Origin of the sequence: Sphaerochaeta pleomorpha str. Grapes (genome assembly GCF_000236685.1) — a bacterium.
Lineage (GTDB): Bacteria > Spirochaetota > Spirochaetia > Sphaerochaetales > Sphaerochaetaceae > Sphaerochaeta > Sphaerochaeta pleomorpha.
The window spans coordinates 463,763-488,309 of the sequence record NC_016633.1 but is presented as its reverse complement, the minus strand read 5'-3'; the positions used below and the strand labels follow the sequence as shown (position 1 = coordinate 488,309).

The window sequence follows — 24,547 nt, the reverse complement described above, 5'->3', positions numbered from 1 at the left end:
GAATGATGGAAGAAGCAGAAGTATTCGCAAAACTCAACCAATTGCAGGAAAAACTTACCGAGCGTTTTTCCCTTGAGGAAGAGATTGTCAAGTTGCCGAGGGATTTGAGAGTCAAGCAGGAGTTGCTTGATAAAATCAACAAGGAATACATTGAGGAAAACGATAAAAGCGAAGTTGCCAAGGATGAATTGAAGAGCCTCCGCATCCAATATGATGATGCGGTCCATGCAAGGGAAAATTCCGAGAAACAAATGGAATTGATCAATACCCAGCGTGAGTTCGAAGCATTGGAGAAAGAAATCAAAGATGCAGCATCCAAGGAACAGAGCCTTCTCAAACAGGTCCATGCCAAGGAAAAGCAAGTTAATGAATTCAGTGAGCACCTCACCGAGAAAGAGCAGCTTATGTTGCTCCAGACCAATGAAGTGAATGCAGAGTCAAGTAAGATCGGAAACTTGCTTACTACCAAGAAAGCCCTTCTTAACAAGGTTATTGCTGCTTGCGAAGGATATATCGGTAATGATATTTCCGAGGAACTTTTCATTAAGTTCTGCAATATTGTGAAAAACAAGAAAGGTAAGGGTATTGTCCCTATCCATGGATTGATTTGTCAGGGATGCCATATCGTATTGCCGATTCAGTTCGTCAACGATGTTCGCTCTCAGACTCAGATTGATTTCTGTCCGTACTGCAGCCGTATCCTGTATTATGAGGATGTCGAGGGTGCTGAGGAACAGTTCAAGAAACATGTTGAAGATGCTGATATCGAAGATTCTGGCTTGGCCAATTTTGTCGATAGCAGTGAATTTGACGATTTGCTCTAGGTTTTTTAAGGCAAGCTAGATGATCGCGGGCGGCCGAAAGGCCGCTTGAGGAAAGTCCGGGCTCCATAGGACATGACGCCGGGTAACGCCCGGGAGCGGTAACGCTATAGAAAGCACCACAGAAAATATACCGCCGGTTTTCCGGTAAGGGTGAAATGGTGGGGTAAAAGCCCACCGCGTAGCTGGCAACAGCTATGGCAGGGTAAGCCTCGTCAGGAGCAAAACCAAGCAGCAGGTTGGGTAGTCCGTCTTTAGCCTGCGGGTCGGTTGCTACAGGGTATTGGTAACAATGCATGTGGATAGATGATCATCATAAACAGAACCCGGCTTATTGCTTGCCTTTTTTTGATAGTTGTTGGGAGAACAAGTATATGCACATACGAACATTGTCTGTGTGTCTTTTGTTCTCCCTTTTTGTCTTTTTCCCGGGATGTAAAAAAGATCCTAACCAGGAACTAAGAAATTCCTTTGAACAAAAAGACTATGTAGGAACCGTGAAGATTGCCCAGACTCTGCTCAAGGAATCTGTGCAGAGTGAGTATCTTTTTTGGGAAGCGAAGGCAAATGATTCTTTGGGAAACACTGCAGTAGCCTACAGCGAGCTTTCCCTATATCTTGCAATGACCGATCATGAAAATGCTTCTTGGCGCGAAGCAAATGAACTGATGTGTAAAATTGGGTTCCAGGTAAAGCAATATCAGAGGGTGATAGAGAGTGCTGGTATTTTGGAACAATCAGGATGGCTAGGCGGTGAATTACCGCGATATTATTATCAGGCTTTGGTTGCCGCCAAACAGGCAGAAAAGGCAAATCAGGTTTTCAAAAGTTATCTGAAAGACTCCGTTGATGCCTACCAGTATGCATTGCTGCTGGTGAATGCAAAGGCTAGTATTGAAAACCTCTTTGATGCATTTCTCACTCTCTCACCGGATGAACAACTTGCATTGCTTGAATTTGCTGCTTCTGATACAGTAAAACCTGACTATGCGAATGGGTTGCTGAAACTGGCAATTCCCCTAGAAAAGTCATGTACCGAAAGCGTGGGACTCAAGAGAGTCTATTTGGTTTTGGAAAAGCTCTATGGCTATGCCGACCAACGGGTCCTACAACGAAAATATGAAACCTTGGCCAATAAATAACAAGAAGGAAGCGATGAACGTATTAGAACAAATTAAGGATGATCTCCTTTTAATCCAAAATCCATCAAGATATACCGGCGGCGAATTCCATTATGGGCAGAAAGACATGGACAATATTGATTTTTATACTGCTATGTGTTTTCCGGATCTGTATGAAATAGGAATGAGCAACAATGCCGTCAGGATTCTCTACGATATTCTCAATACTATGCCCACGGTACACTGTGACCGGGTTTTTTCTGTAGGGCATGACTTTGAGAAACTTCTTCGTGAGAAAAACCTTCCCCTGTATACACTGGACCTGGGAAAACCTCTCCATGAACTAGACCTATTAAATATTTCCATTGGGTATGAGTTATGCGCAACCAATATTCTCCAAATACTTGAACTCGGAGGGATGTCCCTCCATACGGAAGACAGAAAGGAAAGTGACCCTATTGTTATCTGTGGTGGACCAGCGTCAACCAATCCTCTGCCGTTCTCGAAATTCATAGATTTCATGTTCATTGGTGAAGCAGAAAACGGACTGGTGGAACTTGTTGAGGCTCTCCGTGAAGGGAAGGCCAAAGGCAATACAAGGACACAGCAGATTGAGGCTTTGAAAAAATTCAACTTCCTGTGGTATCCTGGAAAAAAACTCGCCTCCAGAACTTTTGACCATGATTTTGCTTCCCTTGAAGACCATACGTACAAGTATTATGTCGTACCGAATTTCAAGGTAGCCCAGGATAATGGGGTGGTCGAAATAATGCGCGGATGTCCCAACAGTTGCAGGTTCTGCCATGCCGGCCAATATTACAAACCCTACAGGCAAAAACAGTATGAGACTATCAAGTCCCAGATAGACCAGAATGTGTTTGGGTTTGGATTCAGGGAAGTGACCCTTTCTTCATTGTCGAGCGGGGACCATCCGTATATCAAGGAACTTATCGAGACCTTGAATGCTGAGTATTCGACAGATCATATCTCTTTCTCTCTTCCTAGCCTCAAGGTAAGCTCTTTTTCCCTCGATATCCTGGAACAGCTTTCCGAGGTTCGCAAAAGCGGTCTGACCTTTGCCATAGAAACACCTTTGTTGCAATGGCAGAGGGCTATCAACAAGGAAGTACCTGTAGAAAGGGTAGTGGCCATTGCCGATGAGGCAAAAAGGCGTGGGTGGAAACTTGCTAAATTCTATTTCATGGTCGGCTTGCCGTTTGTTGACCGTGAATTGGAAAACCAGGCAATCGTAGACTATCTTGCCAAAGTGTATGATGCTACCCATATCAATATGAACATTAATATCGGGACCTTTATCCCAAAACCGCATACTCCGTTCCAGTGGGCTGCCCAGTTGCGCCCTGAGGAATCCTATTCCCAGCTTTCTACACTTAAGAGGGCAATACAGGAAAGAATCCGTGGTTGTAAGGTAAGTTACCATGAACCGAATGTCAGCTACATTGAGGGGCTTATCAGCAGGGGGGACGAACGTTTTGGTTCAGTGCTCGAAAGTGCCTATAGAAAAGGTTGCCGCCTTGATGCCTGGGATGAGTTTTTAAAACCGGACCTCTGGTTCGAAGCAATCGCTGAGGCTCCTTATGACCCCGGCGAGGCAATCTTCCAGCCGAAACAAATGGATGAGGAACTTCCCTGGGACTCAGTTTCCATGCGGGTAAGCAAGGAATTTTTAAAAAGCGAATGCAAGAATGCAATGGCCTCCATATTGCTTGACCGTTGCCAGAATGACTGTGAACATCTATGCGGAGTCTGTTCCAAGGTGACAGAAGTTGTCGACACTACTGATGCCGATCCTGTTTTGGAAGAGGTGAGGCAGAAAAGGTTGGTTCTGGCACCCAAGGTTTCCCCTTTGCGTAATCCTATGCAGGTGATACTTACCTACAGGAGGCTTGGAAGGTCTCTGTATATCAGCCACATCAATGCGATGCGCAATTTCGAAATGGCTTTCCAGCGGAGCACATTGCATCTTCAGTTTACCCAAGGGTATAACCCGAAACCAAAACTGGAGTTTGTAAATCCGTTGTCCTTGGGGATTGAAGGCGATAACGAGGTTATGTTGGCAGATCTTGACCTGGACCCAGGGGTTACGGAGAAAATGGTCAAGGATATGCTGCAGAAGGCGCTGCCTGAAGGCTATGAGCTGAAGAAGGTGCTGTTTGCTGACCTAGGGAAAAAGATAACCCTGGCAAAATATATCAAAGGAAGTATTTATAGCATCAATACGCGGGGTAATATCGCCTACGATGCGCTTCTCAGACAGTGGGAACCGAAATCGACAAATGAGATTTCAGTCCGTCAGAGTGGGGAATATCTCTATGAGGTCAAGGTACTGGGCGAAAAGAATATGGTGAAGAGTATTTTCGGACCCGAGGCCGATAAATTTGATATTGCATCGAAGATAACTATCAAAAGAATTACCATCTGTGCCGGTAGCTGGGATGACGATTATATCGGGTTCTTTACTAAGCAGATGGAACGATTCAGGGAAACTGCCGCTGCTTTGTCGCTTGCCTGAGCCAAAGGCAGTTACCTAGGTTGGTAAACGAGTAGTATAGCTTAATACAACGAAGGTTCGGCTAATAGCCGAACCTTCGTTGTAATCGGGAACAAGAGGATTAATCCTGCTTCGGTCCCGGTTTGATGTGGCAATAATAATAATGTGAGTCACTAAGTTTAACCATCGGCGGATACACATTGGAACAGATTGCCCCAACCTTACGAGGACATCTGCTTGCAAACGGGCAACCTTTCTGTTTCTTGCCAGGATTCGGCAAGGAGCCTTCAAGCCTGATGGGGTCTTTTTTCTTGGTCGGGTCCACCTCTGGAATCGCAGAAAGCAAGGCTTCTGTATAGGGGTGGTAGGGGGGTGCCATGACTTCGTCACGGGTCCCGAATTCACAAATCTTGCCTGCGTACATGACCATGATGGTATCACTGAGATAATTGATTACATTCAAATCATGGGAGATGAAAAGATAGGTAATCTGAGTATCGATCTGCAGGTCATTGAGCAAGTTCAACACTGAAGCCTGTACGGAAACATCCAGCGCACTGGTAGGTTCGTCACAGACAATCAATTTTGGGGATATGGAAAGAGCCCTGGCGATAGCTACGCGCTGTTGTTCGCCTCCACTTAGCTGGTTTGGTTTTTTGAGTAGGTATTCTTCGCCAAGGTCGACTTTATTAAGCAGTGAGACGATAAGCTTGCGTCGTTCGGCAGCTGAGTTGATTTTGGAAAGGCGTTTCATCGGCCTGGCAATAATTTGTTCCACCGTATGGGAAGGGTTTAGGCTTCTTCCGGGGTTTTGGAAAATCAACTGGATATCTTTCAGTGTTTCAGCAGAACGTTTGTTCCAGGCAATCGAAATATCTTTACCTTCAAACAAAATCTTACCCTTAGTCGGTTTGAATAACCCCGAAACCATATGGCCCGTAGTCGATTTCCCGCATCCTGATTCCCCTACTATTCCCAATACTGTTCCGCTTTTTACTGAGACGGAGATGTCATTGACAGCATACACCTTGCGAAGGGACCCATATACTTTGTTCAAATTAAGGATTTCAAGCAACGGTTCGTTGTCCTCTGTCTCTTCTATATGTTTGGGAATTCTTTTCCTTGGTGTTCTTTTTTTGATAACCAGCTCTTCGCCATCTTTAGCATAAGCCCGGTCACAGGATGCATAATGAAGATTATCAACTTGTCTGAACATGAGCATACTCTCACAGGTAGGGGTATGCTGGTCGCATCGGTCTGCATAGGGACAACCGCTTTCGATGATACCGCGTCGTTTTACATACCCGGGGATAGTATTGAGCCGTGTATTCTCTTTGACTATACCTCCGCGGGGCATGCAGTTGATCAATGCCCGGGAGTAGGGATGGAAGGGGTGTTCAAAGATCTTTTCTTTTGGTCCCTGTTCAACGATTTCTCCATTGTACATCACTACGACTTGGTCGGAGACCTTGTTGATGACACCCATATCATGGGAAATGTAAATGAGGGACATATGGAGTTTTTCCCTGAGCTTATTGATCGAGTCAAGGATGATTGCCTCAGTGGTAACATCCAAGGCAGTGGTAGGTTCATCAAGTATCATGAGGTCGGGACGGCATAGGATAGCCATGGCAATACAGATACGTTGCTGGATACCTCCACTGATCTGATGGGGATATCGGCGTACGATGCCTTTCGGGTCGCCAATATTCATCATTTTCAAGGCTTCAAGGGATGCTTTCCTTGCTTTTTCCTTGGAAAGTTTCTGATGGAATATACCGACTTCATCGAGTTGGAACCCGATGGTGAGGGCAGGGTTAAGCGATGATGACGGATTTTGATAGACCATTGCGATACGGTTACCGCGGAATGAGCTCATTTCCTGTTCCGATTTCTCCAGAAGGTTTTCACCTTTGAATTTGATTGCACCTTCAACGACCGCGTTGCTGGCAACATATCGCATGATCGAGTAGGCAAGGGTGCTTTTCCCGCATCCGCTTTCTCCGATGATTCCGATGGATTCATCAAGAGCGAGGGAAAGGGAGACATCCCGTACGGCTGCAAACTCGCCTTCAAAGGTTTTGAAAGAAACATTCAAATGTTCAATATCCAGTATATTATCGTTCATGTATGAGTACCTTGCTGACAAAGTCAGAGAAAATCGAAATTGCGATAACCAGGGAGGCAATGGCTAGGGCAGGGAACAATACGGCCCAGGGTGCCTGTGAGATGATGGCTTTGTTTTCAATGACCATCATACCCCAGTCAGGTGTAGGTGGTTGCAGCCCAACCCCAAGGAATCCAAGGGATGCTACCATCATGATTGAATAAGCGAAACGGGCAGTAGCCTCAACGATGATTGGTCCAGTGGTATTGGGAAGAATCTCGACAAACATAATATAGAGATTGCTTTCTCCCCGAATCCTCGCAGCAGAAACATATTCATGGCTTTTCTCGGTAAGGAGCACACCTCTGGAAACCCTTGCCGTTGCAGGCACAAAAGCAATGGATACGATTAGGGTAAGGGAAACTATTGATGAATCCCCCAGTATCCCCAGAACAACCATGGCCAAAACCAAAGGGGGGATAGCCATGAGCACATCCATAACCCTGAGGAATATGAAATCAATATTTCCTCCGAAATACCCTGCCATGAAACCAAGGATAACACCAATGCATGTGGAAATAATCGAAGTCATCAAGGCGACCGTAAGGATCGACCGGCTACCGTAGACGATACGGGATAGGATATCCCGTCCAAGACTATCGGTTCCAAAAAGATGTCCTGCATGTCCCGGGGCTATCATTTGGTTGGTTGAATCCATTTCGGTAAAACTGAACGAAAGCATAGAAGGTCCGAATAGTGCCAGGATTACCCATATCACTATGATTGCTATTCCGAAAAACGAAAGGGGATGTTTTTTCATTTGATACCAAAGGTATTTCATTTTTGACCTCCGGCAAACCTGATTCTAGGATTCAGATAACTGTAAAGCATATCTGTAATCATGGTTGAGAGTGAATAAATAACAGTTATCAGCAAAACGCAGGCTTCTATAAGCGGGACATCGCGTGTCTTGATGGCGGTCATGAGCAGTGAACCCATGCCGGGGAACCCAAAGAGCGTTTCAACCACGACAAGGCCTCCGAATAGCCAGCCGATGTTCATCCCGATGATGGTGATGGTAGGTAGCAGGGCATTCTTTAATGCATGCCGAAAAATGACATATCTTCTGGGCATTCCTTTTAAAATCGCTGCACGGACGTAGTCTGAATCCAATACCTGGATCATGGAGGAGCGTTGCATCCTCGATACATATCCGAACATTACAAAGGTAATGGAAAGGGCAGGGAGAAGCAGTATGTTAAGGTTTTCGAACAGTGATTCCCCGATGGGGATAATACTGACTATGGGAAGCCATTTCAGTTGCACTCCGAAAATGGTAATGAGAAATACACCTGAAACAAATTCTGGCAAGGCCATGGTAGCCAAGCCAAGGAAAGAAATGATTGAGTCGGTGGGTTTTTCTTTTTTTACCCCGGCCAAAACTCCCAAGACAATGGATAATGGGACGAAAATAATGAAGGCGGTCAGTGCAAGGATCAAAGAATGTCCTACTTTACGCCAGAGGATCGAGTTAATCGAAACCCCTTGCATATAGATTGAATCGCCAAGGTCACCACGTATTACACCGGTTACCCAGCGGAAATAACGTATCATGACAGGGTCGTTCAACCCGCGGGCTTCCCTGAGGGCATGAACCGCCTCGGGTGTAGCACTCTGCCCGAGAATCATCTGTGCGACATCTCCGGGCATAATCTCAACCAAGAGGAAAATAATGAGAGACATAATTACCAGGGTCACTAAAAGTGACCCTAGCCTTTTTAGAAATATTGATGCTGTTCTATTCATTTTATATCGGTGTATTTGTATTGTGGCAGCATTGTCAAAGGCTGCTTATAGCCAACAACCTTATCACTGATGGCAACCAAATAAGGGACCTGTACATTCAGAACAGTACCTTCTTCATAGAAAATGTCCTGCAACTCATGATAGTATTCATTCCTTTTGGCGTCGTTAACCTCTGCAGATATCTTATTGATCAGCTCATCGACTTTGGCATTGTTCATGTGTGATTCATTCCAAGGACCCGTCGATTTGAATGCATAGGCAAGTAACATGGATGGATCGATTCTTCCGCCCCAACCTGTAATACAGAAGGGAACGTTCAACCAATACTGGGTCAAATAGACGTCACGGGGATAGCCCTTGAGGTTAATGGTAAATCCAGCAGGTGCTGCAAGCTCTTTGATGGTCTGGGCAAGTTCTTTGCCGAACGGATGATCCGAAGCGAAGTACAATTCAACGGTTACGCCGTTTGGATACCCGGCTTCACTCAGCAAGGCTTTTGCTTTTGCAATATCTTGACCACGTAAAGGCATTTCCTTGTATTGGGAGAGGGTATTGAGCAGCGGAGTCTCATTGTAGTTCGAACCCTTTCCAAGGTCCATCTGGGTTACGCTTTTTGCAATGATCTGGGGATCCATGGCATATTTGAGAGCCAATCGGACACGATTGTCATCAAAGGGTTTCATGTTTTCAGCCATTGCAACGAAACGATGTTCCTGATATGGCGAAATTACCGATATTCCACCGATGCTTTCAAGACGTTGCTTGATAACAGGTGTTATGAAAGGGACGACATCGACTTTTCCTGCCTCAAGCATGGAAACGCTGGCATCGATATCGGGTACGAAGTAAATAAGTAGCTTGTCGACCTTCGGAAGGCCTGGGGCCCAATAATTTGCATTCTTAACAAGAACTGCCGATTCCTTGGGAATCATCTGCTGCAGTATGAAAGGACCGGTACCCATCGGTTTGCTCTCTCCGAGATTTGCATAATCGTAATCGCTTGAGAGCATTGGCATGTTGTAATCGGTCATCAGATAGATGAAAGTCGGCCTTGCTTCTTTCAAGTTGAGGATGACCGTAAATTTGTCCGGTGTCTCAATTGAGGATACAACGGCAAAATCCTGTTTCTTCAAATGCCCGATAGTCTCATCCTGGGTTCTTTCGATTGTATATTTGACATCAGCAGAGTCAAAAGCAGAACCATCTTGGAAGGTAACGCCTTGGCGAAGTTTGAATTCCCAGCGTTTGCCATCGGTTGTTGACCAACTGGTAGCCAGAACGGGAACCAATTCCTTGGTATCGGGATTGATTTCAACAAGATATTCATAAATTGACGAATTCAATGAGAAAGTTTGGCCATCCCAGACTCCAGGGGTAATGAGATTTGGGACCTGCTCTGCTATGCGAATCTGTTTTTCTTGCGTAACAGCTTCTTTTTCCCCAGTTGCAAACAGAGGGACAAGCATGACACTCATCATAAGGGCGAGAATTAGTATTGTACGTTTCATATAACCTCCATTAAATGAATCGATGTTGGTTTGGACATGAATACTGCGACGCAGTCGGTTGAAAACCGTTAGACAACCTATAAAAACGAAGTGGTATTGATGGCGAGAACCAACAACTTAATTATCATATGGAGAGTGGCAGTTTGTCAAGGAGCAGGAAAAACACTGATAAAACTATTTAATATAAGCAATAAAAAATTTTGTATGAAAGTGGGAAAAAATGAAGAATTGCGAAAAGATGATAATTGTGCACAACAACAGACATGCTTAGGACATGTATAGATGTGCTATACATTACGATAAAATTGTATAATTTAAGATTGTCGATGAAATAGGTTAGCTGATTAGTTCAAGGACCAGTTCGCGGGTTTTCAGATCGCCGACAATAACCAGCACATCCGACTTTGCCAGGGAAAAGTCTGGGCCGGGGGAGAGAAGGATGGAGTCCTCTCTCCGAATTGCAATTACCGTAGCTCCGGTTTTCTGCCAGAAATTCAGGTTGGCAAGTGTTTTTCCGAGGGCCTTTGATTTGGCACTGATGCTGCATTCGTACGGGGAAAAAGGATTGCTTGCGGTAAAGCGTTCAGTTGCCGTAACCAGTTCCTTGGTTATATTGAACAGTTCCCTGTCTATTCGCTCATGTTCCTCTATAAGGTCCTTGATACGGGAAAGGATTACCCTGGTTTCCGTTCGGCTTCCGTGGCGTGTGATATATTTTTTTGCATTGTCGCGCGAAAGGACGACAACGCCACTGTTGTGCTGTACCAGTACAACAGCCATTTCTTCCAGAAGGGAAAAGGCTCTCCGTATCGTTTCAGGGGAAACCCCGTATTCACTGGACATGGTAGACCGGCCGGAGAGACGTGCCCCTTCCGCTATTTCCCCTTTTGCTATCCTGTTTGCAATATCAAAAGCGATACGGTCATATACAGCCACAATTTCGTGCTTTTTGCGTTTGGCTGTCCCTTTTTCCTTCTCGTCGGTTTCCATGGCAGGAAGTGTATCACGATAGCAAAAGGCGAACAATACTGATAATCGTATATTACCTTGGCCAATGACGGCTTTTTACAGCTTTTCTGTCTTTTTGACTTCGTCCCAGATGCCATCCATCTGGGCAAGGTTTTCTCCAGACAAGGTTATCTCGCGAGCTTTGCAGAGGCGTGCAACTTCATTGAAACGTTTCTGTACTTTCCTGTTTGACCTGTGCAGGGCAACAGACGGGGAGATGTGGAGGTAACGTGCAAGGTTGACTACCGAGAACAATAAGTCACCGATTTCCAATTCCACATCTGCCTGGCAACGATCTAAAGAGGAATTTGCTTCGACGACCTCTTGCAGTTCTTCCTTGACCTTATCAACGACGCCCTGTATGCCTGGCCAGTCAAAACCGACTTTCTGAATTTTCTTCTGGATTTCATTGGCCATTTCGAGAGGCGGAAGCGATTTGGGGACACGGCTGAAAAAATCGTCAGTCGAGGCTTTCTTGCCTTCAACCTCAACTTTTATCTTGTTCCAGAGGTCAAGCACCTGCGTGCTGTTTTCTGCATGCTCGGTTGAGAATACATGGGGGTGCCTGCGGACCAGTTTCTCACAAACCCCGTTTATGGAGCCGACAATATCGAAATCATTATGTTCTTTGTGTATCTCAAGCAACAGCATGACATTCAGCATCACATCGCCGATTTCTTCACTGGCCCCTTGCGTGTCATTGGCGTTAATGGCATCAAGGTATTCGTAGGTTTCGTCCATAAGCGAGGTAGCTACGGTTTTAGTTGTCTGCTCCCGGTCCCAGGGGCATCCCTCAGGACTTCGGAGCATCGTAACGATTTCAAAAAGTTGTTGTAAGGCAGCTTGTAAATCTTCTGCCTGCTTGTAAGTGTATTCAATCATAGTGAGAGTATACCCAAAACAGGGGAGGGTGAAAAGAATATAAACCGTAGAGAAATACTTGACATGATGTATATACTGTGTGTACTGTATATATACAGAAAAGGAGGCAGCCCCTGCATATCTTACTTAGCAACACCAGTTCACAGCCGATCTACGAACAGATTGCCGAACAGATTAAGGCACAGATTTTATCCAGCGTGTTAAAAGAGGGAGAAAATCTTCCTTCCATACGTGCCCTTGCAAAAGATTTGCGTGTCAGTGTCATAACGACCAAGCGTGCCTATGACGAACTGGAAATGCAGGGGTTTATTAATTCGGTTGCCTCAAAGGGCTGTTTTGTGGCAGCCAGGGACAAGGAACACATCAAGGAAGAATACCTGAAACAGATTGAAGAGCACATGCGTTCCATTCTGCTACTGGCTAATTTCTGTGATTTGAGTGATGAGGAGCTTGGCTGTATGTATCAGCTTTTAAAGGAAGGGGATTGAATATGGACGCTTTTCACTTTGACTCCGTTACAAAGAAATATCCTGGTTTCGAATTTTCGATACAGGATCTTTCCTTGCCTTGCGGGACCGTCATGGGCTTGGTTGGTGAGAATGGGGCAGGGAAGACTACTTTGGTCAAGTTGCTAATGCATATGGTTAATCCTGACTCGGGCCGTATCGAGGTCTTTGGAAATGATGATCCGACTACCTTCCAGACAGCCAAGCAGAGGATAGGCTTCGTTCTGGATGAAGCCAATTTCCCAGATAGCATCAATTGTTTTCAAGTCGATACAATCATGGGTTACTGTTACCACAATTGGGATTCGAAAGTGTTCTTAGCCTACCTTGAGAGGTTCGCACTGCCAAAGGGAAAAATGTTCAAGCAATTCTCAAGGGGTATGAAAATGAAACTTGCACTGGCAGTCGCCTTGTCTCATGATGCTGAACTGCTGGTTCTTGATGAACCGACTGGGGGGCTCGACCCTATTGTCCGTGGCGAGATTTTGGAAATTATCAATGATTATACCAGAGATGAGAGGCATTCTGTTCTCATTTCTTCTCATATAATCAGTGATCTGGAGAAAATCTGTGACTATGTCACGTTCCTGCACGAGGGGTCTGTTTTGTTTTCCCAGGACAAGGAGACGCTTCTCGATTCCTATGCACTGGTACGGTGTAGCGGGGAATGCAAAAAGGAATTGGAGCCATCTTCGATGCTATATGTAAGGTCTTTGCCGTATTTTGAGGAAATCCTGATGAAAAGCGAATTGGTTCCATCGTTTCTAAAAAGCGAACGGGTGGGTATCGAACAGATTATGGTGATGATGGCAAAGGGTAGGGAACAGAAATGCATGCATTGCTTGTAAAAGACTGGTATATTCTTAAGAAAGAAGCAAAATGGACGATTGTCTTGGCTGTCGTCTCCCTTGCAATCGTCGCGATCGGTAGAGGAATGTATTTTTCTTTTCTCAGTGCCATTATCGTGACAAAGCTTCCTGTTATGGTGATGGGCTATGATGAGAAAAGCAAATGGAACCGATACGCATTGGGATTGCCTTTTTCCCGGTCAGTCATTGTAAGGGAAAAATATGTGCTTGCCCTGCTTTGTCTCGGGTTATCCGTTGTTTTGACATTTCTGGTAGGTTCGGTAGTGAATGTATTCAGATTTGGAAATCCTTCCATCCTGGCATTGTTACGTGGATGTGCCGTGCAATTGGCCATCGGGATAAGCATCACTTCTTTGGGGTATCCTATTTTCTTTAAGCTGGGTCTGGAAAAGGGAAGGTTCTGGTATACCCTTTTGCTATTCGCTCTCTTGGCAGGGATTGGTGCTGGCGTGTCGCTTGTCGGAGGCAATATTCTATCCTCTTGCATTGATGGGACTGCCTTGTCAGGGGTGTTGTGCATCCTTGCTTTGCCTTTGTTAGGGTCTTCATTGCTGCTTTCCCAGCGTTTTTTCGCAAATAAGGACATTTGAATCTGAGATTTACAAGGCATTTTTGCTTGAACGGCATCAAACCAGTAGTAAAAACAACAAATTTCATGCTATTCCTTATACTAATTGTTGGTATTTCATGGGGAGGTTTGTATGTGTGGGATTGTTGGCTATATAGGTTCTGACCAGGCATCTCCGATTCTTTTGGAAGCTCTGCGTAAGCTTGAATACAGAGGGTATGACTCGGCAGGAATTGCGGTAGTGCAGGAAAACCACAATCTTCTTGTCAGGAAAATAAAGGGAAGGTTGTCGAACCTTGAACTCCTTGTCCAGCAGCAACCGGTAGAAGGTATGTGTGGAATAGGACATACCCGATGGGCTACCCATGGCGATCCCAGTGATATAAACAGCCATCCCCATACTGATGTCTCCGGTTCTATTGCCGTGGTACATAACGGTATCATCGAAAACCATGCAGCCTTAAAAACCTGGCTCGAGAAGCATGGGGTAACTTTTAAGAGCCAGACCGATAGCGAGGTAATAGCTCACTTGGTCGATTTCCATTACAATGGCGACCTTTTGCTTGCGGTTATGGAGACGGTAAAGAGACTCGAGGGTTCCTATGCCATTGCGGTAGTCTGCGAGGATTACCCGGACCGGTTGGTAGTTGCCCGCAAGGACAGCCCCCTGGTTATCGGACGCTTTCAAGGCTGCAACCTCATAGCTAGTGATGTACCGCCTTTGTTGGGGATTACCCGTGAAGTCCAATATCTGAATGACCACGAACTTGCCTTGCTTACTTCAGACGATGTTACGATTTATTCAATGGATGGGGATAAGCTTGAACGTGAGATAACCCATGTAGACTGGGATATCGAGGCAGCAGAGAAATGCGGGTATGAACATTTCATGCTGAAGGAAATCTTCGAGCAGCCGAAAGCCTTGCAGGATACCCTTGCTTCAAGGATCAAGGGCGGTGAAATCCACCTGGCACCTGCAATCGATGCCTTGCTCCAGGAATGTACGCATTTGCTGATCGTTGGGTGTGGTTCCGCCTACCATGCGGGGATGGTTGCCAAATATGTCATCGAACATTTTGCAAAGATCAGTGTGGAGGTCGACGTAGCAAGCGAAATGCGCTACAGGACGCCGCTCTGCCGCCAAGGTGACGTCTGTATCGTAATAAGCCAGAGTGGTGAGACTGCAGACACCCTGGCCTCGCTACGCCTCCTTAAGGAGCTTGGGGTAAAGACCATTGCACTTACGAATGTCGTTGGTTCGACAATAAGCCGGGAAGCCGACTTTGTCATGTATACACAGGCAGGCCCTGAGATTGCCGTTGCCTCTACGAAGGCGCTGACAACCCAGTTGATGTGCCTGTATCTCATTGCCATGGTACTTAAAAAGAACCATGATGCTACCTTGCTGGCACAGCTTTCCCAGATTCCTTCCCTGGCTCAGAAATTGCTGGAAAAACAAGAAGATATCCAGCGATTTGCAGCCAGGCAGTTTAACAAGGACAAGGTGTTCTTCATGGGAAGGCTTACTGATTATGCGATAAGCCTGGAAAGCGCCTTGAAGCTCAAGGAAATTAGTTATACCCACAGTGAGTCGTTTGCCGCAGGAGAACTCAAACACGGGCCGATTGCTCTGGTAGATGAATCAACCTTGGTGGTAGCCATGTGCACCCAGCCTCAGCTATATAAGAAAATGGATTCGAATATCAAGGAAGTAAAGGCCAGGGGTGCTACGGCCTTGGTTGTAACGTTCGACAGGGTCCATGAGTTTGATGATACTGCAGATGAAGTCTTCAGGATCCCTGAGACCGAGCCGTATTTCACACCGATGCTTACGGTAATCGTCAGTCAACTGTATGCCTATTATTGTTCAGTGCTCAAAGGTAATGATCCTGATAAACCAAGGAACCTCGCAAAATCGGTTACGGTCGAATAGCAAACAAACACAAAATCACATGAAAAAGGCCTCCTGGCAAGGAAGGCCTTTGCTTAGGGTTTCTAGTTAACAGAATATATATTATTACCAAGTAATGGTACTAAAAATTTTACCTTCTCAAATCTATGTTTGTCATGTTGTGATGGTGGGAAACTTGATATAACCAAGTGAAGCCAAGCTGGTCCAAAAGATATTGTTGAAGGAACCTTCTGATACGCACATGGCGGCAAATACATGGCAATAGTACGTTGAATCTTGGATATCTTGAACTGAAATCGATTCATAATCCAGCTTATCTGTCATTTCATTGGTATCGCTCAAGAATTTATTTCCGTTATAGCGGCGTAGGTTTTCACTTGTCTGGACAGAAAAATCTCCGCTTATTATGGTTGGAATAATTTCATATAGCAAAGAAGTATCTCCATCCCTTGTCAGGGAAAAAGAAAAGTTGCTATTGTTGGGGTCATCAGCAGAAGCTATATAATGAGGTGCTGAAAACTGTACCCTGTTGGGATCAGAAAAAGCAAAAAGGTCATACGTTTTATTTGAAACCGTGTTCGTGTAGGTTAAGACAATGGGATTTGAAACAGAAGTATTTACAATCTTGCCATAGGGGCTGTTCTTATAGATGGAGGAGAAATTGCTTTTAATGTTGGCAACAAAAGAAGTGTCATTTGAATCAGTAAGGATATAAAAAAGCATTAAAGAAGGCCCCGTGCCGGTTTTGATTAGGTCGAGATTGTTATATTCATCCGAATACACATTAAAACTAGCATTTATAAAAATATCTGAATCCTCATCATCGATAGTAACAGATCCGGTGATATAAAAAATTGTGGCAATCCCACAACCTGCGAGTATGAGGATACAAAAAAAGACAGATACCGCAGGAAGAAGTTTTCTTTTCATCTTCATACGTATCTGTCTCCTTTCTTGCAAGAAACTACCCTACCCCGGTTTACAGGAGTACCAATTTGTTTCTGGCAAGTTTTGCAAACTCTGAACTCGGGAACTGGTCAGCAAGCTGTTGGAACGTTGCCTTGGCAAGTTCTACGTTTCCTGATTTTTCCTGGAGTCTAGCCTGTCCGAAGAGAGCCTTCGGAGACTCTGCAACATTGTTTCCGTATTGATCGATCAGCTTTGTGTAGTATTCCAGTGCAAGAGCATCATTGTTCATGTTCTCAGCACACGTAGCTGCATTGCTCAATGATAAGGATCCTAGGTAAGAATCCGAAGCATTGGTATATACAGAAAGGAAACTATCCATTGCCTTCTGATAATCTTTCTCATCAAAAGATTGCATACCAAGGAGATATTGGGCTTTAAGAGCCGGATATTTCTTGTTTTTAGAAGCAAGTTCAGTTAATTGGGCAACAAGATCATCGACTTTCTGCTGATAGTCCGCTGCATCTTTGTCTGCAGCCTGAATTTCAGAATAGGTAGTTGAGAGCTGATCAATCTGGTCAAATTGCTTATTCAGAATACTGTTATTGACACTCGAAGCAATAGCAACGATGGCAATGACTAGAATTACGACAATACAAAAGGCCAAAACGATTTTGCGATTGTTTCCAAGAAATGCATTCAGCTTTCCTTCGACCTGTTGGGTTTTGGTTAGCTCTGCCTTATCCTTTTTTTTATCACTCATGGTGTATCTCCGCGTTTCAAGATTGTAAAATACAGGCGGCATAAGCCGCCTGCATTATCCAAAAGGGTTTTTAGTTGTCCCCTTTTTCCCTGTCCTCATCTTTGGAACGCAGCATATCTGCAAGTGAATAGGTATCGCCGTCATCATCCTCATGGATGTATTTGGCAATCTCTGACTGCTGTGAACGCTTTACCATTTCCTTGATAGAAAGGGAGAGCTTCTGGGTTGTAGGATTACATTCGACAACCATGGCAGTGATCGGGTCACCTACATTGTACTTCTTCAAGACTTCATCAGAGAATTCCTCATCTGGTCCAACCAAGTTGAACTTGCTGATCAGGCCTTCGATATCGCCGAGAACTTTTACAAATACACCAAAATCGGTAACATTGGTTATTACACCGCTGATTGTACTGAACTTGGGATAATCATGCCTAAGAGTCTGCCAGGGGTTTCCCTCGAGCTGTTTCACACCAAGGCGGATTCTTCTGTTCTCAGGTTCGACACGGGTAACTACGACGTCGATAACATCACCTTCTGCACAGAAGGAAGACATATTCTTCACTTTCTTGGTCCAAGAAATGTCGTCAATGTGGAGGAAACCATCAATACCCTCTTCCAAATTGACAAATGCACCGCTATTGGTGATTTTGACAACTGGTTTGGAGAGTGTCATGCCGGTAGGATATCTCTCGGCAATGGTGTCCCAGGGGTTGCTCTCAAGTTGCTTGAGTCCAAGGGATACACGCTTCTTGTCCAAGTCGTATCCAAGGATCTTAGCCTCTACTACATCGCCTACATCCAGGACTTCCTTGGGGTTGTTGACCCTCTTTGTCCAAGACAGTTCGGAAATGTGTGCAAGGCCTTCAATGCCGGGCTCGATTTCAATGAAAGCACCAAAGGTTGTGATCTTTGTTACAGGTGCCTTTACTACATCGCCAACATGGAAGTTGTGCTCGAAAGTAGTCCAGGGGTCTTCCTGCATGTGCTTCAAAGAAAGGTTGATCTTCTGTGTCTCTGGGTCAATGTTAATGAGCCTGAGTTGGACGACCTGTCCTTTCTTCACGAAATCCTTGGGACGTGTTACGTGACCCCAGCTCATATCGTTGATATGGAGCAGTCCGTCAAAACCACCAAGGTCAATGAATGCGCCGAAAGAGGTGAAAGATTTAACAACACCCTCGACAACGTCACCGATCTGGACGGTAGAGAAGAACTTCTCTTTGTTTTCTTTAATTTTCTGGTCAAGATACTCTCGTCTGTTGACGACGCTCTTGAGTTTTGTGCCACCATGGAATTTGTCAATGATGAAATAATCGGAAATCCCAATCAAAGTCTCTGGATCTTCGACACGGATGACATCAGCTTTGGACAGAGGGCAGAAACCCTTGTATTCCCCACCGAGGTCTACCTCAAAACCACCCTTGATAACCTTTTCGAACTTGCCCATTACAGGGGTTCTACCTTCGGCAGCGGTTTTCAATTCATCAGTGCGTTCCTTGAAGTCAGCACGTTTTTTGGAAACGACGATTTGTCCGCCCTTCCCTTCCTTGTTGATGATAACGACTTTTACCTGTTCACCAACTTCCGGAATCGTTGTGAATTCGTCCCGGGAAATGCGTCCTTCGCTCTTATAGCCAACGTCTACGAACACATACTCGTTGTTTACCTGGACAACAGTACCGGCCACGAGTTGACCGTCTTCGATTCCATCAAGAGATTTAAGATATTCCTCCTGCAGCATATCCTGCATTTTGGTCTTCTTTTCATCCATTTCTTGTTCTTCAGCCACTTGATTTCTCCTGATCCTAAATTTACCTATTTACTTCGCTTTATGCGCAAAAATAGCAGATAACACTTTCTCACAAACTTGCCCTATAGTCAAGTACGAGGTATCAATATAGAGGGCATCGGGAGCCACCTTTAGGGCTCCTACAGCTTTATTTCTGTCAATTTCATCCCGTTCAATAATTTTATTCAATACCGTCTCGTAACTTTGTCCCTCAGGATGCTGTTTGAAACGGCGCTCTGCCCGGACTTCAGGCTTGGCATCGAAATAGCACTTCAAGTCGGCGTCAGGAAAAACCACTGTGGTGACATCCCTGCCTTCAGCTATGACATCCAGCCCTTTTGCGATTTCCCTTAACTGGGTGTTTACATAGGAGCGAAGCGGAGGGAATACAGAGACCTTTGCTACAAAGGCATCTACCGAAGGTGTGTGTAATTTTTCTTCCACCGGCAACCCTTCAATGCAAATCTGACCATCCTTGACAGAAAGAGAGGTTTTTTTTGCAGTTTCCAGAACTGCCTCATTATCCAGGGGGTTTCCCCCCTGAGTTATGTGTTGGTATGTGTAGGCTCTATAGAAAGAGCCAGAGTTTAGATAATAGAAGCCGCAGGTTTCAGCAATCATCTTTGCGATGGAGCTTTTTCCGACACCTGCAGGCCCATCAATCGCTACAATCATGAATGGGATTTCCTCCCCTGGGACTTTTCGGATTTTCCGCTAAGCAATTCATCGATCTCAGCGGAGGTTACCAGCCTGTATTCCCCGCTCTTAAGGTCTCCAAGTTCAAGACTGCCGATGCGAACCCGGACCAGCTGCTTGATATCATATCCATAGTAACTGAAAATTTTTCGTATTTCCCTGTTCTTTCCTTCGGTAAGGACAATCTTTACCCAGCGTTTGGTCAGGATTTCGAAATGTTTGATCCTGTACGGTTGCTTGATATCGATATAGATGCCCTTTAAGGCTTCCTCAAGGTCTTCCCGACGTACTTCCGTGCTGCAGTTGACCATATACTCTTTTTCAATCTGCTGTGACGGGTGCATGATTTTCTGGGCAACCTTGCCATCGTTTGTAAACAGGATCAAACCACTCGATTCCTTGTCCAGCCTACCGATGTGAAACAGGAGGTTCTTGTCTGGAATGTCGATAAGATCACGTGCATAGAGCTTTTCATTAGGGTCATAATTCGTACAGACGTACCCTTTTGGCTTGTTCAAGGCGTAATAATAGGTACGGTCGCTTGGTTCAACCAGAATGTCATCGACCATGACGACATCATCGGCATTGACTTTCGTTCCGAGCTCTGTAACGCGTTTCGTGTTCACTGTGACCCTGCCGGCCGAAATGAGTGATTCGCATGACCTTCGGGAACCTGACCCACTCTTTGCAAGATAGGACTGGAGGCGGATTGGATATTCCAATTTCATATTGTTTCATTCTCCTCGTTTTCCTTCACGAATCGCTCCCGGTCTATATCGGACAGCTTTGGCAATGCACTTATGCTGCTCAAATTGAATTCATACAGGAATTTTCTTGACGTCCCATAGAGGCATGGATGGCCAGGGACGTCCTTCCGGCCAACAACCTTGATATATTCACGTTCCCTCAAAAGCCGTACGATCGTATCGCTGGTCACTCCGCGGATATTATCTATCTCGCGACGTGTGACCGGTTGGCTATAGGCAACGATGGAAAGCGTTTCCAAGGCAGCCTTGGATAATCTTCGGTCTACCCTCTTTCCATAGCATCCGCGAAGTTTTTCATGCAAATCCGACGAAGGTACGAACTGATAGGCACTCTGGCTTTCTTTTAGATCCAAGCCATGCATAAAAAGGGTGTAATGGTTCTTGAGTTCCTCAATTGCATCCAATGCTTGAGTTTGGGAAAATCCGGTCATCCGTAAAATTTTTTCCAACGAAACTGGTTCATTTTCCAAAAAAAGGATAACCTCGACTAAACGTGCCTCTGGGCTGAGGATCGGACCATTCTCATTTTGAACCAATTTCAACTGAACAGAGTTCCCTTTCAAGACGTATTTACCCCTATCTACCGTTTTATTCATCATCGAGGTCGATTTGCTCGACTTCACCTTCATCATCATACTGGAAAACTCGACCGTCGTCAGCAGTTACGAGCGTTGTTTCTTCATCTTGTTGAACTTCTTCATCATCTTCTTCTTCGATGAGGACAGAAAAATCATCAAAATCCTCGGAATCGTCGAGATCATGCTCCACTATTTCGTCATATTCCTCGTCATACAGGTCTGCGAGGTTACTGTCAAAGTTCTCGGGACGCCTGCGCATAACAATTTCCTGGAAGGCTTCCCGCTGTTCAATCAGTATCATATTGAACTTGCAGGATTCAAGGATTGCCATGAAGGAACAGATGATATGCAGGGGTTGATCAATATGAATGATGATATCGGTAATTGTGATATACTCCCTGGTTTCAAAAAGTTCATTCATAAGGGCTATCTTTTCGTTTACCGTGACTGATTCATATACGTTGAACACCTTGTTCGGCGTAATGCTCGTCATAAGGCGGGAGAAGGTTTTAAGCAGATCCTGCAAGGACACTTCATGAAAGAGTTCCTCATCCCCGAAAGGGAGGATGAACTGGGTTTGTTTTCGCTTTATATACAACTCGGCATTGCTACCGGAAGAAGTAAGCAATTCTGTATATTTACGGAATTTCTGGTATTCGAGCAATTGTTCGACAAGTTCGTGGCGAGGGTCTTCATACTCTTCGTCAAACTCAATATCGACGGGAAGAAGCATTCTGCTTTTAATATACAGAAGGTCTGCGGCCATTTTATAGAAACCGGTCAGGTCGCCAAGTTCAAGATCTCTCGCACTGGTCAGATACTCCAAGAATTGGTCAGTGATTTCTGAAATCGGTATATCATATATATTTACTTCAGATTTTTGAATCAAGAAGAGCAAGAGGTCAAGCGGACCGTCAAAAATTGTAGTATGAAAGGTTTTTCCGTCTGGGTCGGAGGGAGAAATGGTCTTGGGGATATTTGCAAGCAATTCAGCCGGCCTCCATAGCAACAAATTATAACGGAGCAAGGTGTCTATGGCAAGGAAGCGGGTATTACCCGCTTCCCCAAACCTATGCGTCTGTTATTTGTTTTCGGAAACGGTTTCCGGTTTCAGAACGGATTTTGAAGCCTTGGGGGGAAACATTGTTGCCCGCAGTTTCTTGTCCAAGGTAACCGCAATGTCTGGGTTTTCCTTAAGGAAATCGATGGTCTTATCCCTGCCCTGCCCAATTTTCTCTCCATTGTAAGAGTACCAAGAGCCACTCTTGTCAATGAGATTAAATTTGATTGCAGCATCCAGGATGCTTGCCACATAGCTGATACCTTCCCCGAACAACAAATCCAGCTCGACTTTCTTGAAGGGAGGGGAAACCTTATTCTTCACTACCTTGATTCTGACTCTGTTTCCGACAATATCATCGGCACCTTTGCTGATAGATTCGATTTTTCTCACTTCGATTCGAACCGAGGCATAGAATTTTAAGGCGTTTCCACCGGTCGTGGTTTCGGGGTTGCCGAACATTACCCCGATTTTCATACGGATCTGGTTGATAAAGATAATGGTAGTATTGCTTTTCGAGAGCAACCCTGTCAGCTTTCTCAAAGCCTGGCTCATGAGCCTGGCTTGAAGGCCCATGTGGCTGTCTCCCATGTCGCCATCGATTTCAGCCTGTGGGGTCAAGGCAGCAACCGAGTCAACCACTATAAGGTCGATGGCACCGCTACGAACCAGTGACTCACAAATCTCAAGGGCTTGTTCCCCGCTGTCAGGCTGACTGATCCAGAGCTCATCGATATTTACGCCGAGCTTCTTGGCATAGGTTGGGTCCAGGGCATGCTCTGCGTCAATAAAAGCTGCAATACCCCCAGCTTTCTGGCTTTCTGCGATTGCATGCAGGGCCAACGTTGTTTTACCGCTACTTTCTGGGCCATAGATCTCAATAACCCTTCCTTTCGGATAACCGCCAACCCCGAGGGCTTCATCAAGTAACAGCGACCCGGAAGAGATGCAACCGATATCCAGTGTATCTTCGTTATCTCCCAGTTTCATCAGGGATCCCTTTCCGAATTGTTTGTCAATCTGTACCCGTGCGGCTTCAAGAGCCTCTCTCTTCTGGGCGAAATCAGTAGGGAATGTAGTTTCTTTATTCTTTGCCATAGTATGCTCCTGCATGGTTCATTAATACGATAAGGTAAAATTCCCTACGGTTTGCTTCAATGCCTAAGCATCGAGAAGCATAGTGACCGGGCCATCATTTGTATAGGTTACCTGCATATGGGCCCCGAAACTTCCATGGGAAACCGGGAAGCCAAGGCCAGCTAAAATGGCCAGGGATTTTTCATAGAGTATCTCAGCATCCTTGGGGTCGGCTGCATTATCATAGGAAGGGCGATTGCCTTTGCGTAGATTGGCACAGAGGGTAAACTGACTGACGACAAGGATTTCCCCTTTCACATCGGCAAGGCTTAGATTCATTTTGCCATTCTCATCGGTAAACATACGTAGTTTACCGATTTTGTTACAAAGCCATGTCAATTGTTCAAGCGTATCACCCTTCTCGATTCCCAGATAGACCAGAAGCCCGTGTTCAATGCTCCCGACCAAATGGGAATCTACGGTTACCGAAGCTTTTGATACCCTTTGGATGACGCTTTTCATCTGATCCTTTCTTCCCTTGCCAGTGAAATCATCTGATCTACGAACAAGGCTCGGTCATCGGCATTGAAGAAAGCATTGCCGCATACAACGGCATCGGTTCCACAGGCCACAACTTCCTTGACGGTTCTCATATTGATTCCCCCATCTACACTGATTACATACTCGTACCCTTCTTCCTGACGAATCTGAGCAAGGTCCGAGATTTTCCTCAATGTTGAGGGAATGAGCTGCTGGCCACCAAAACCGGGGTTGACTGTCATGACCAGGACTTGGTCAACGATGTCCAAAACTGACTCAATGAGCACAACCGGTGTCGAGGGAACGATTGCCACCCCAGCCTTGCAACCACAGCTTCTGATCAACTGCAAGGTCCTGTGAAGGTGTACGGTCGCTTCGCTATGGACAGTAATGAAGTCGCTTCCGCTCTGGGCGAATAACTCAACATACCGTTCCGGTTCAGAAATCATCAAGTGAGTGTCAAATACCAAAGGAGAGCAAGGTCTCAGGTCCTTTATAAATTTTGGACCGAACGTGATATTTGGCACAAACCTACCGTCCATGACATCAAGGTGGACCCATTTGGCTCCACTGCCATTGATTGTCGCGACTTCCTCCGCAATTCGGGAAAAGTCTGCCGATAGCACACTGGGTGCAATAATAAGGGGTGCTTGTTCCATACCACAAGTTATAGCAGGTAAAAAAGGCTTTTGCAACGTAAAATAAAAGCAAAATACTATATATTTGTTAATATGTTTAGTAGGTTTAT

The 24,547-nt window shown here is 45.3% G+C and carries 23 protein-coding genes and 1 other RNA gene; 8 read left to right on the top strand and 16 right to left on the bottom strand.

All coding sequences use genetic code 11. The features are described from left to right. Positions 1-5 precede the first annotated feature (5 nt). From SPIGRAPES_RS02200 to SPIGRAPES_RS02190, 4 genes are all read left to right on the top strand, one after another. Complete coding sequence (locus SPIGRAPES_RS02200; protein WP_014269150.1) at positions 6-824, top strand: zinc ribbon domain-containing protein; 819 nt, start codon at positions 6-8, stop codon at positions 822-824. Positions 825-831: 7 nt separating this feature from the next. Further along, positions 832-1,170: RNase P RNA component class A (gene rnpB / locus SPIGRAPES_RS16745), an RNA gene on the top strand. A gap of 25 nt (positions 1,171-1,195) precedes the next feature. After that, complete coding sequence (locus tag SPIGRAPES_RS02195) at positions 1,196-1,963, top strand: hypothetical protein (RefSeq protein ID WP_014269149.1); 768 nt, start codon at positions 1,196-1,198, stop codon at positions 1,961-1,963. A gap of 13 nt (positions 1,964-1,976) precedes the next feature. Beyond that, positions 1,977-4,475 carry a TIGR03960 family B12-binding radical SAM protein gene (locus SPIGRAPES_RS02190; RefSeq protein WP_014269148.1) on the top strand — a complete coding sequence of 833 codons (2,499 nt, stop codon included), beginning with the start codon at positions 1,977-1,979 and terminating at the stop codon, positions 4,473-4,475. A gap of 100 nt (positions 4,476-4,575) precedes the next feature. Here SPIGRAPES_RS02190 and SPIGRAPES_RS02185 read toward each other — a convergent pair whose 3' ends face one another. The 6 genes from SPIGRAPES_RS02185 to mazG all read right to left on the bottom strand — a co-directional run bounded on the left by SPIGRAPES_RS02185 (position 4,576) and on the right by mazG (position 11,765). Next, complete coding sequence (locus SPIGRAPES_RS02185; RefSeq protein WP_014269147.1) at positions 4,576-6,582, bottom strand: ABC transporter ATP-binding protein; 2,007 nt, start codon at positions 6,580-6,582, stop codon at positions 4,576-4,578. Next, positions 6,572-7,402, bottom strand: a complete 831-nt coding sequence (locus tag SPIGRAPES_RS02180) for an ABC transporter permease (protein WP_014269146.1) — start codon at positions 7,400-7,402, stop codon at positions 6,572-6,574. The genes SPIGRAPES_RS02185 and SPIGRAPES_RS02180 overlap by 11 nt, the downstream gene beginning before the upstream one ends. Continuing rightward, a complete protein-coding gene (locus SPIGRAPES_RS02175; protein ID WP_014269145.1) occupies positions 7,399-8,367 on the bottom strand; it encodes an ABC transporter permease in 969 nt (322 codons plus the stop codon). Before SPIGRAPES_RS02175 ends, SPIGRAPES_RS02180 begins: the two co-directional genes overlap by 4 nt. Further along, positions 8,364-9,875 (bottom strand): ABC transporter substrate-binding protein, encoded by a 1,512-nt coding sequence (locus SPIGRAPES_RS02170; protein ID WP_014269144.1) that lies wholly within the window; start codon positions 9,873-9,875, stop codon positions 8,364-8,366. The genes SPIGRAPES_RS02175 and SPIGRAPES_RS02170 overlap by 4 nt, the downstream gene beginning before the upstream one ends. A gap of 336 nt (positions 9,876-10,211) precedes the next feature. Then, the gene (locus SPIGRAPES_RS02165; protein ID WP_014269143.1) at positions 10,212-10,865 is read right to left on the bottom strand and encodes a GntR family transcriptional regulator; all 654 of its coding nucleotides are present in this window, start codon (positions 10,863-10,865) and stop codon (positions 10,212-10,214) included. Between the two features lie 75 nt (positions 10,866-10,940). Next, positions 10,941-11,765 (bottom strand): nucleoside triphosphate pyrophosphohydrolase, encoded by an 825-nt coding sequence (gene mazG, locus SPIGRAPES_RS02160; protein ID WP_014269142.1) that lies wholly within the window; start codon positions 11,763-11,765, stop codon positions 10,941-10,943. Between the two features lie 77 nt (positions 11,766-11,842). Between mazG and SPIGRAPES_RS02155 the strand changes: the two genes are divergently transcribed. The 4 genes from SPIGRAPES_RS02155 to glmS all read left to right on the top strand — a co-directional run bounded on the left by SPIGRAPES_RS02155 (position 11,843) and on the right by glmS (position 15,641). After that, a complete protein-coding gene (locus SPIGRAPES_RS02155) occupies positions 11,843-12,253 on the top strand; it encodes a GntR family transcriptional regulator (RefSeq protein WP_014269141.1) in 411 nt (136 codons plus the stop codon). Positions 12,254-12,255: 2 nt separating this feature from the next. Beyond that, entirely contained in the window at positions 12,256-13,119 is an 864-nt protein-coding gene (locus SPIGRAPES_RS02150) for an ABC transporter ATP-binding protein (RefSeq protein WP_014269140.1), read from the top strand. Then, the gene (locus SPIGRAPES_RS02145; RefSeq protein ID WP_014269139.1) at positions 13,101-13,730 is read left to right on the top strand and encodes an ABC-2 transporter permease; all 630 of its coding nucleotides are present in this window, start codon (positions 13,101-13,103) and stop codon (positions 13,728-13,730) included. Before SPIGRAPES_RS02150 ends, SPIGRAPES_RS02145 begins: the two co-directional genes overlap by 19 nt. 111 nt (positions 13,731-13,841) lie before the next feature. Further along, positions 13,842-15,641, top strand: a complete 1,800-nt coding sequence (gene glmS / locus SPIGRAPES_RS02140) for a glutamine--fructose-6-phosphate transaminase (isomerizing) (RefSeq protein ID WP_014269138.1) — start codon at positions 13,842-13,844, stop codon at positions 15,639-15,641. A gap of 132 nt (positions 15,642-15,773) precedes the next feature. Here glmS and SPIGRAPES_RS02135 read toward each other — a convergent pair whose 3' ends face one another. The 10 genes from SPIGRAPES_RS02135 to rpe form a co-directional block, all read right to left on the bottom strand. Then, positions 15,774-16,556, bottom strand: a complete 783-nt coding sequence (locus tag SPIGRAPES_RS02135) for a hypothetical protein (protein WP_014269137.1) — start codon at positions 16,554-16,556, stop codon at positions 15,774-15,776. Between the two features lie 43 nt (positions 16,557-16,599). After that, positions 16,600-17,289 (bottom strand): tetratricopeptide repeat protein, encoded by a 690-nt coding sequence (locus SPIGRAPES_RS02130; RefSeq protein WP_014269136.1) that lies wholly within the window; start codon positions 17,287-17,289, stop codon positions 16,600-16,602. A gap of 70 nt (positions 17,290-17,359) precedes the next feature. Continuing rightward, entirely contained in the window at positions 17,360-19,081 is a 1,722-nt protein-coding gene (locus SPIGRAPES_RS02125; RefSeq protein ID WP_014269135.1) for a S1 RNA-binding domain-containing protein, read from the bottom strand. A 30-nt stretch (positions 19,082-19,111) separates the two neighbouring features. Continuing rightward, the gene (cmk, locus tag SPIGRAPES_RS02120; RefSeq protein ID WP_014269134.1) at positions 19,112-19,756 is read right to left on the bottom strand and encodes a (d)CMP kinase; all 645 of its coding nucleotides are present in this window, start codon (positions 19,754-19,756) and stop codon (positions 19,112-19,114) included. Next, complete coding sequence (locus SPIGRAPES_RS02115; RefSeq protein WP_014269133.1) at positions 19,753-20,505, bottom strand: pseudouridine synthase; 753 nt, start codon at positions 20,503-20,505, stop codon at positions 19,753-19,755. The genes cmk and SPIGRAPES_RS02115 overlap by 4 nt, the downstream gene beginning before the upstream one ends. Beyond that, positions 20,502-21,086 carry an SMC-Scp complex subunit ScpB gene (gene scpB, locus SPIGRAPES_RS02110; RefSeq protein WP_245535457.1) on the bottom strand — a complete coding sequence of 195 codons (585 nt, stop codon included), beginning with the start codon at positions 21,084-21,086 and terminating at the stop codon, positions 20,502-20,504. The genes SPIGRAPES_RS02115 and scpB overlap by 4 nt, the downstream gene beginning before the upstream one ends. A gap of 46 nt (positions 21,087-21,132) precedes the next feature. Continuing rightward, a complete protein-coding gene (locus SPIGRAPES_RS02105) occupies positions 21,133-22,110 on the bottom strand; it encodes a segregation and condensation protein A (RefSeq protein WP_014269131.1) in 978 nt (325 codons plus the stop codon). A 93-nt stretch (positions 22,111-22,203) separates the two neighbouring features. After that, complete coding sequence (recA, locus tag SPIGRAPES_RS02100) at positions 22,204-23,280, bottom strand: recombinase RecA (protein ID WP_014269130.1); 1,077 nt, start codon at positions 23,278-23,280, stop codon at positions 22,204-22,206. A 63-nt stretch (positions 23,281-23,343) separates the two neighbouring features. Continuing rightward, complete coding sequence (gene dtd / locus SPIGRAPES_RS02095) at positions 23,344-23,781, bottom strand: D-aminoacyl-tRNA deacylase (protein WP_014269129.1); 438 nt, start codon at positions 23,779-23,781, stop codon at positions 23,344-23,346. Next, positions 23,778-24,458 carry a ribulose-phosphate 3-epimerase gene (gene rpe / locus SPIGRAPES_RS02090; protein ID WP_014269128.1) on the bottom strand — a complete coding sequence of 227 codons (681 nt, stop codon included), beginning with the start codon at positions 24,456-24,458 and terminating at the stop codon, positions 23,778-23,780. The genes dtd and rpe overlap by 4 nt, the downstream gene beginning before the upstream one ends. Between the last annotated feature and the right edge of the window lie 89 nt (positions 24,459-24,547).

Excerpts from the sequence above, each read along its gene's own strand:
- SPIGRAPES_RS02200 (WP_014269150.1), top strand. The coding sequence starts at position 6 with ATGGAAGAAGCAGAAGTATTCGCAAAACTCAACCAATTGCAGGAAAAA.
- SPIGRAPES_RS02195 (WP_014269149.1), top strand. The coding sequence starts at position 1,196 with ATGCACATACGAACATTGTCTGTGTGTCTTTTGTTCTCCCTTTTTGTC.
- SPIGRAPES_RS02190 (WP_014269148.1), top strand. The coding sequence starts at position 1,977 with ATGAACGTATTAGAACAAATTAAGGATGATCTCCTTTTAATCCAAAAT.
- SPIGRAPES_RS02185 (WP_014269147.1), bottom strand. The coding sequence starts at position 6,582 with ATGAACGATAATATACTGGATATTGAACATTTGAATGTTTCTTTCAAA.
- SPIGRAPES_RS02180 (WP_014269146.1), bottom strand. The coding sequence starts at position 7,402 with ATGAAATACCTTTGGTATCAAATGAAAAAACATCCCCTTTCGTTTTTC.
- SPIGRAPES_RS02175 (WP_014269145.1), bottom strand. The coding sequence starts at position 8,367 with ATGAATAGAACAGCATCAATATTTCTAAAAAGGCTAGGGTCACTTTTA.
- SPIGRAPES_RS02170 (WP_014269144.1), bottom strand. The coding sequence starts at position 9,875 with ATGAAACGTACAATACTAATTCTCGCCCTTATGATGAGTGTCATGCTT.
- SPIGRAPES_RS02165 (WP_014269143.1), bottom strand. The coding sequence starts at position 10,865 with ATGGAAACCGACGAGAAGGAAAAAGGGACAGCCAAACGCAAAAAGCAC.
- mazG (WP_014269142.1), bottom strand. The coding sequence starts at position 11,765 with ATGATTGAATACACTTACAAGCAGGCAGAAGATTTACAAGCTGCCTTA.
- SPIGRAPES_RS02150 (WP_014269140.1), top strand. The coding sequence starts at position 12,256 with ATGGACGCTTTTCACTTTGACTCCGTTACAAAGAAATATCCTGGTTTC.
- SPIGRAPES_RS02145 (WP_014269139.1), top strand. The coding sequence starts at position 13,101 with ATGCATGCATTGCTTGTAAAAGACTGGTATATTCTTAAGAAAGAAGCA.
- glmS (WP_014269138.1), top strand. The coding sequence starts at position 13,842 with ATGTGTGGGATTGTTGGCTATATAGGTTCTGACCAGGCATCTCCGATT.
- SPIGRAPES_RS02135 (WP_014269137.1), bottom strand. The coding sequence starts at position 16,556 with ATGAAGATGAAAAGAAAACTTCTTCCTGCGGTATCTGTCTTTTTTTGT.
- SPIGRAPES_RS02130 (WP_014269136.1), bottom strand. The coding sequence starts at position 17,289 with ATGAGTGATAAAAAAAAGGATAAGGCAGAGCTAACCAAAACCCAACAG.
- cmk (WP_014269134.1), bottom strand. The coding sequence starts at position 19,756 with ATGATTGTAGCGATTGATGGGCCTGCAGGTGTCGGAAAAAGCTCCATC.
- SPIGRAPES_RS02115 (WP_014269133.1), bottom strand. The coding sequence starts at position 20,505 with ATGAAATTGGAATATCCAATCCGCCTCCAGTCCTATCTTGCAAAGAGT.
- recA (WP_014269130.1), bottom strand. The coding sequence starts at position 23,280 with ATGGCAAAGAATAAAGAAACTACATTCCCTACTGATTTCGCCCAGAAG.
- dtd (WP_014269129.1), bottom strand. The coding sequence starts at position 23,781 with ATGAAAAGCGTCATCCAAAGGGTATCAAAAGCTTCGGTAACCGTAGAT.
- rpe (WP_014269128.1), bottom strand. The coding sequence starts at position 24,458 with ATGGAACAAGCACCCCTTATTATTGCACCCAGTGTGCTATCGGCAGAC.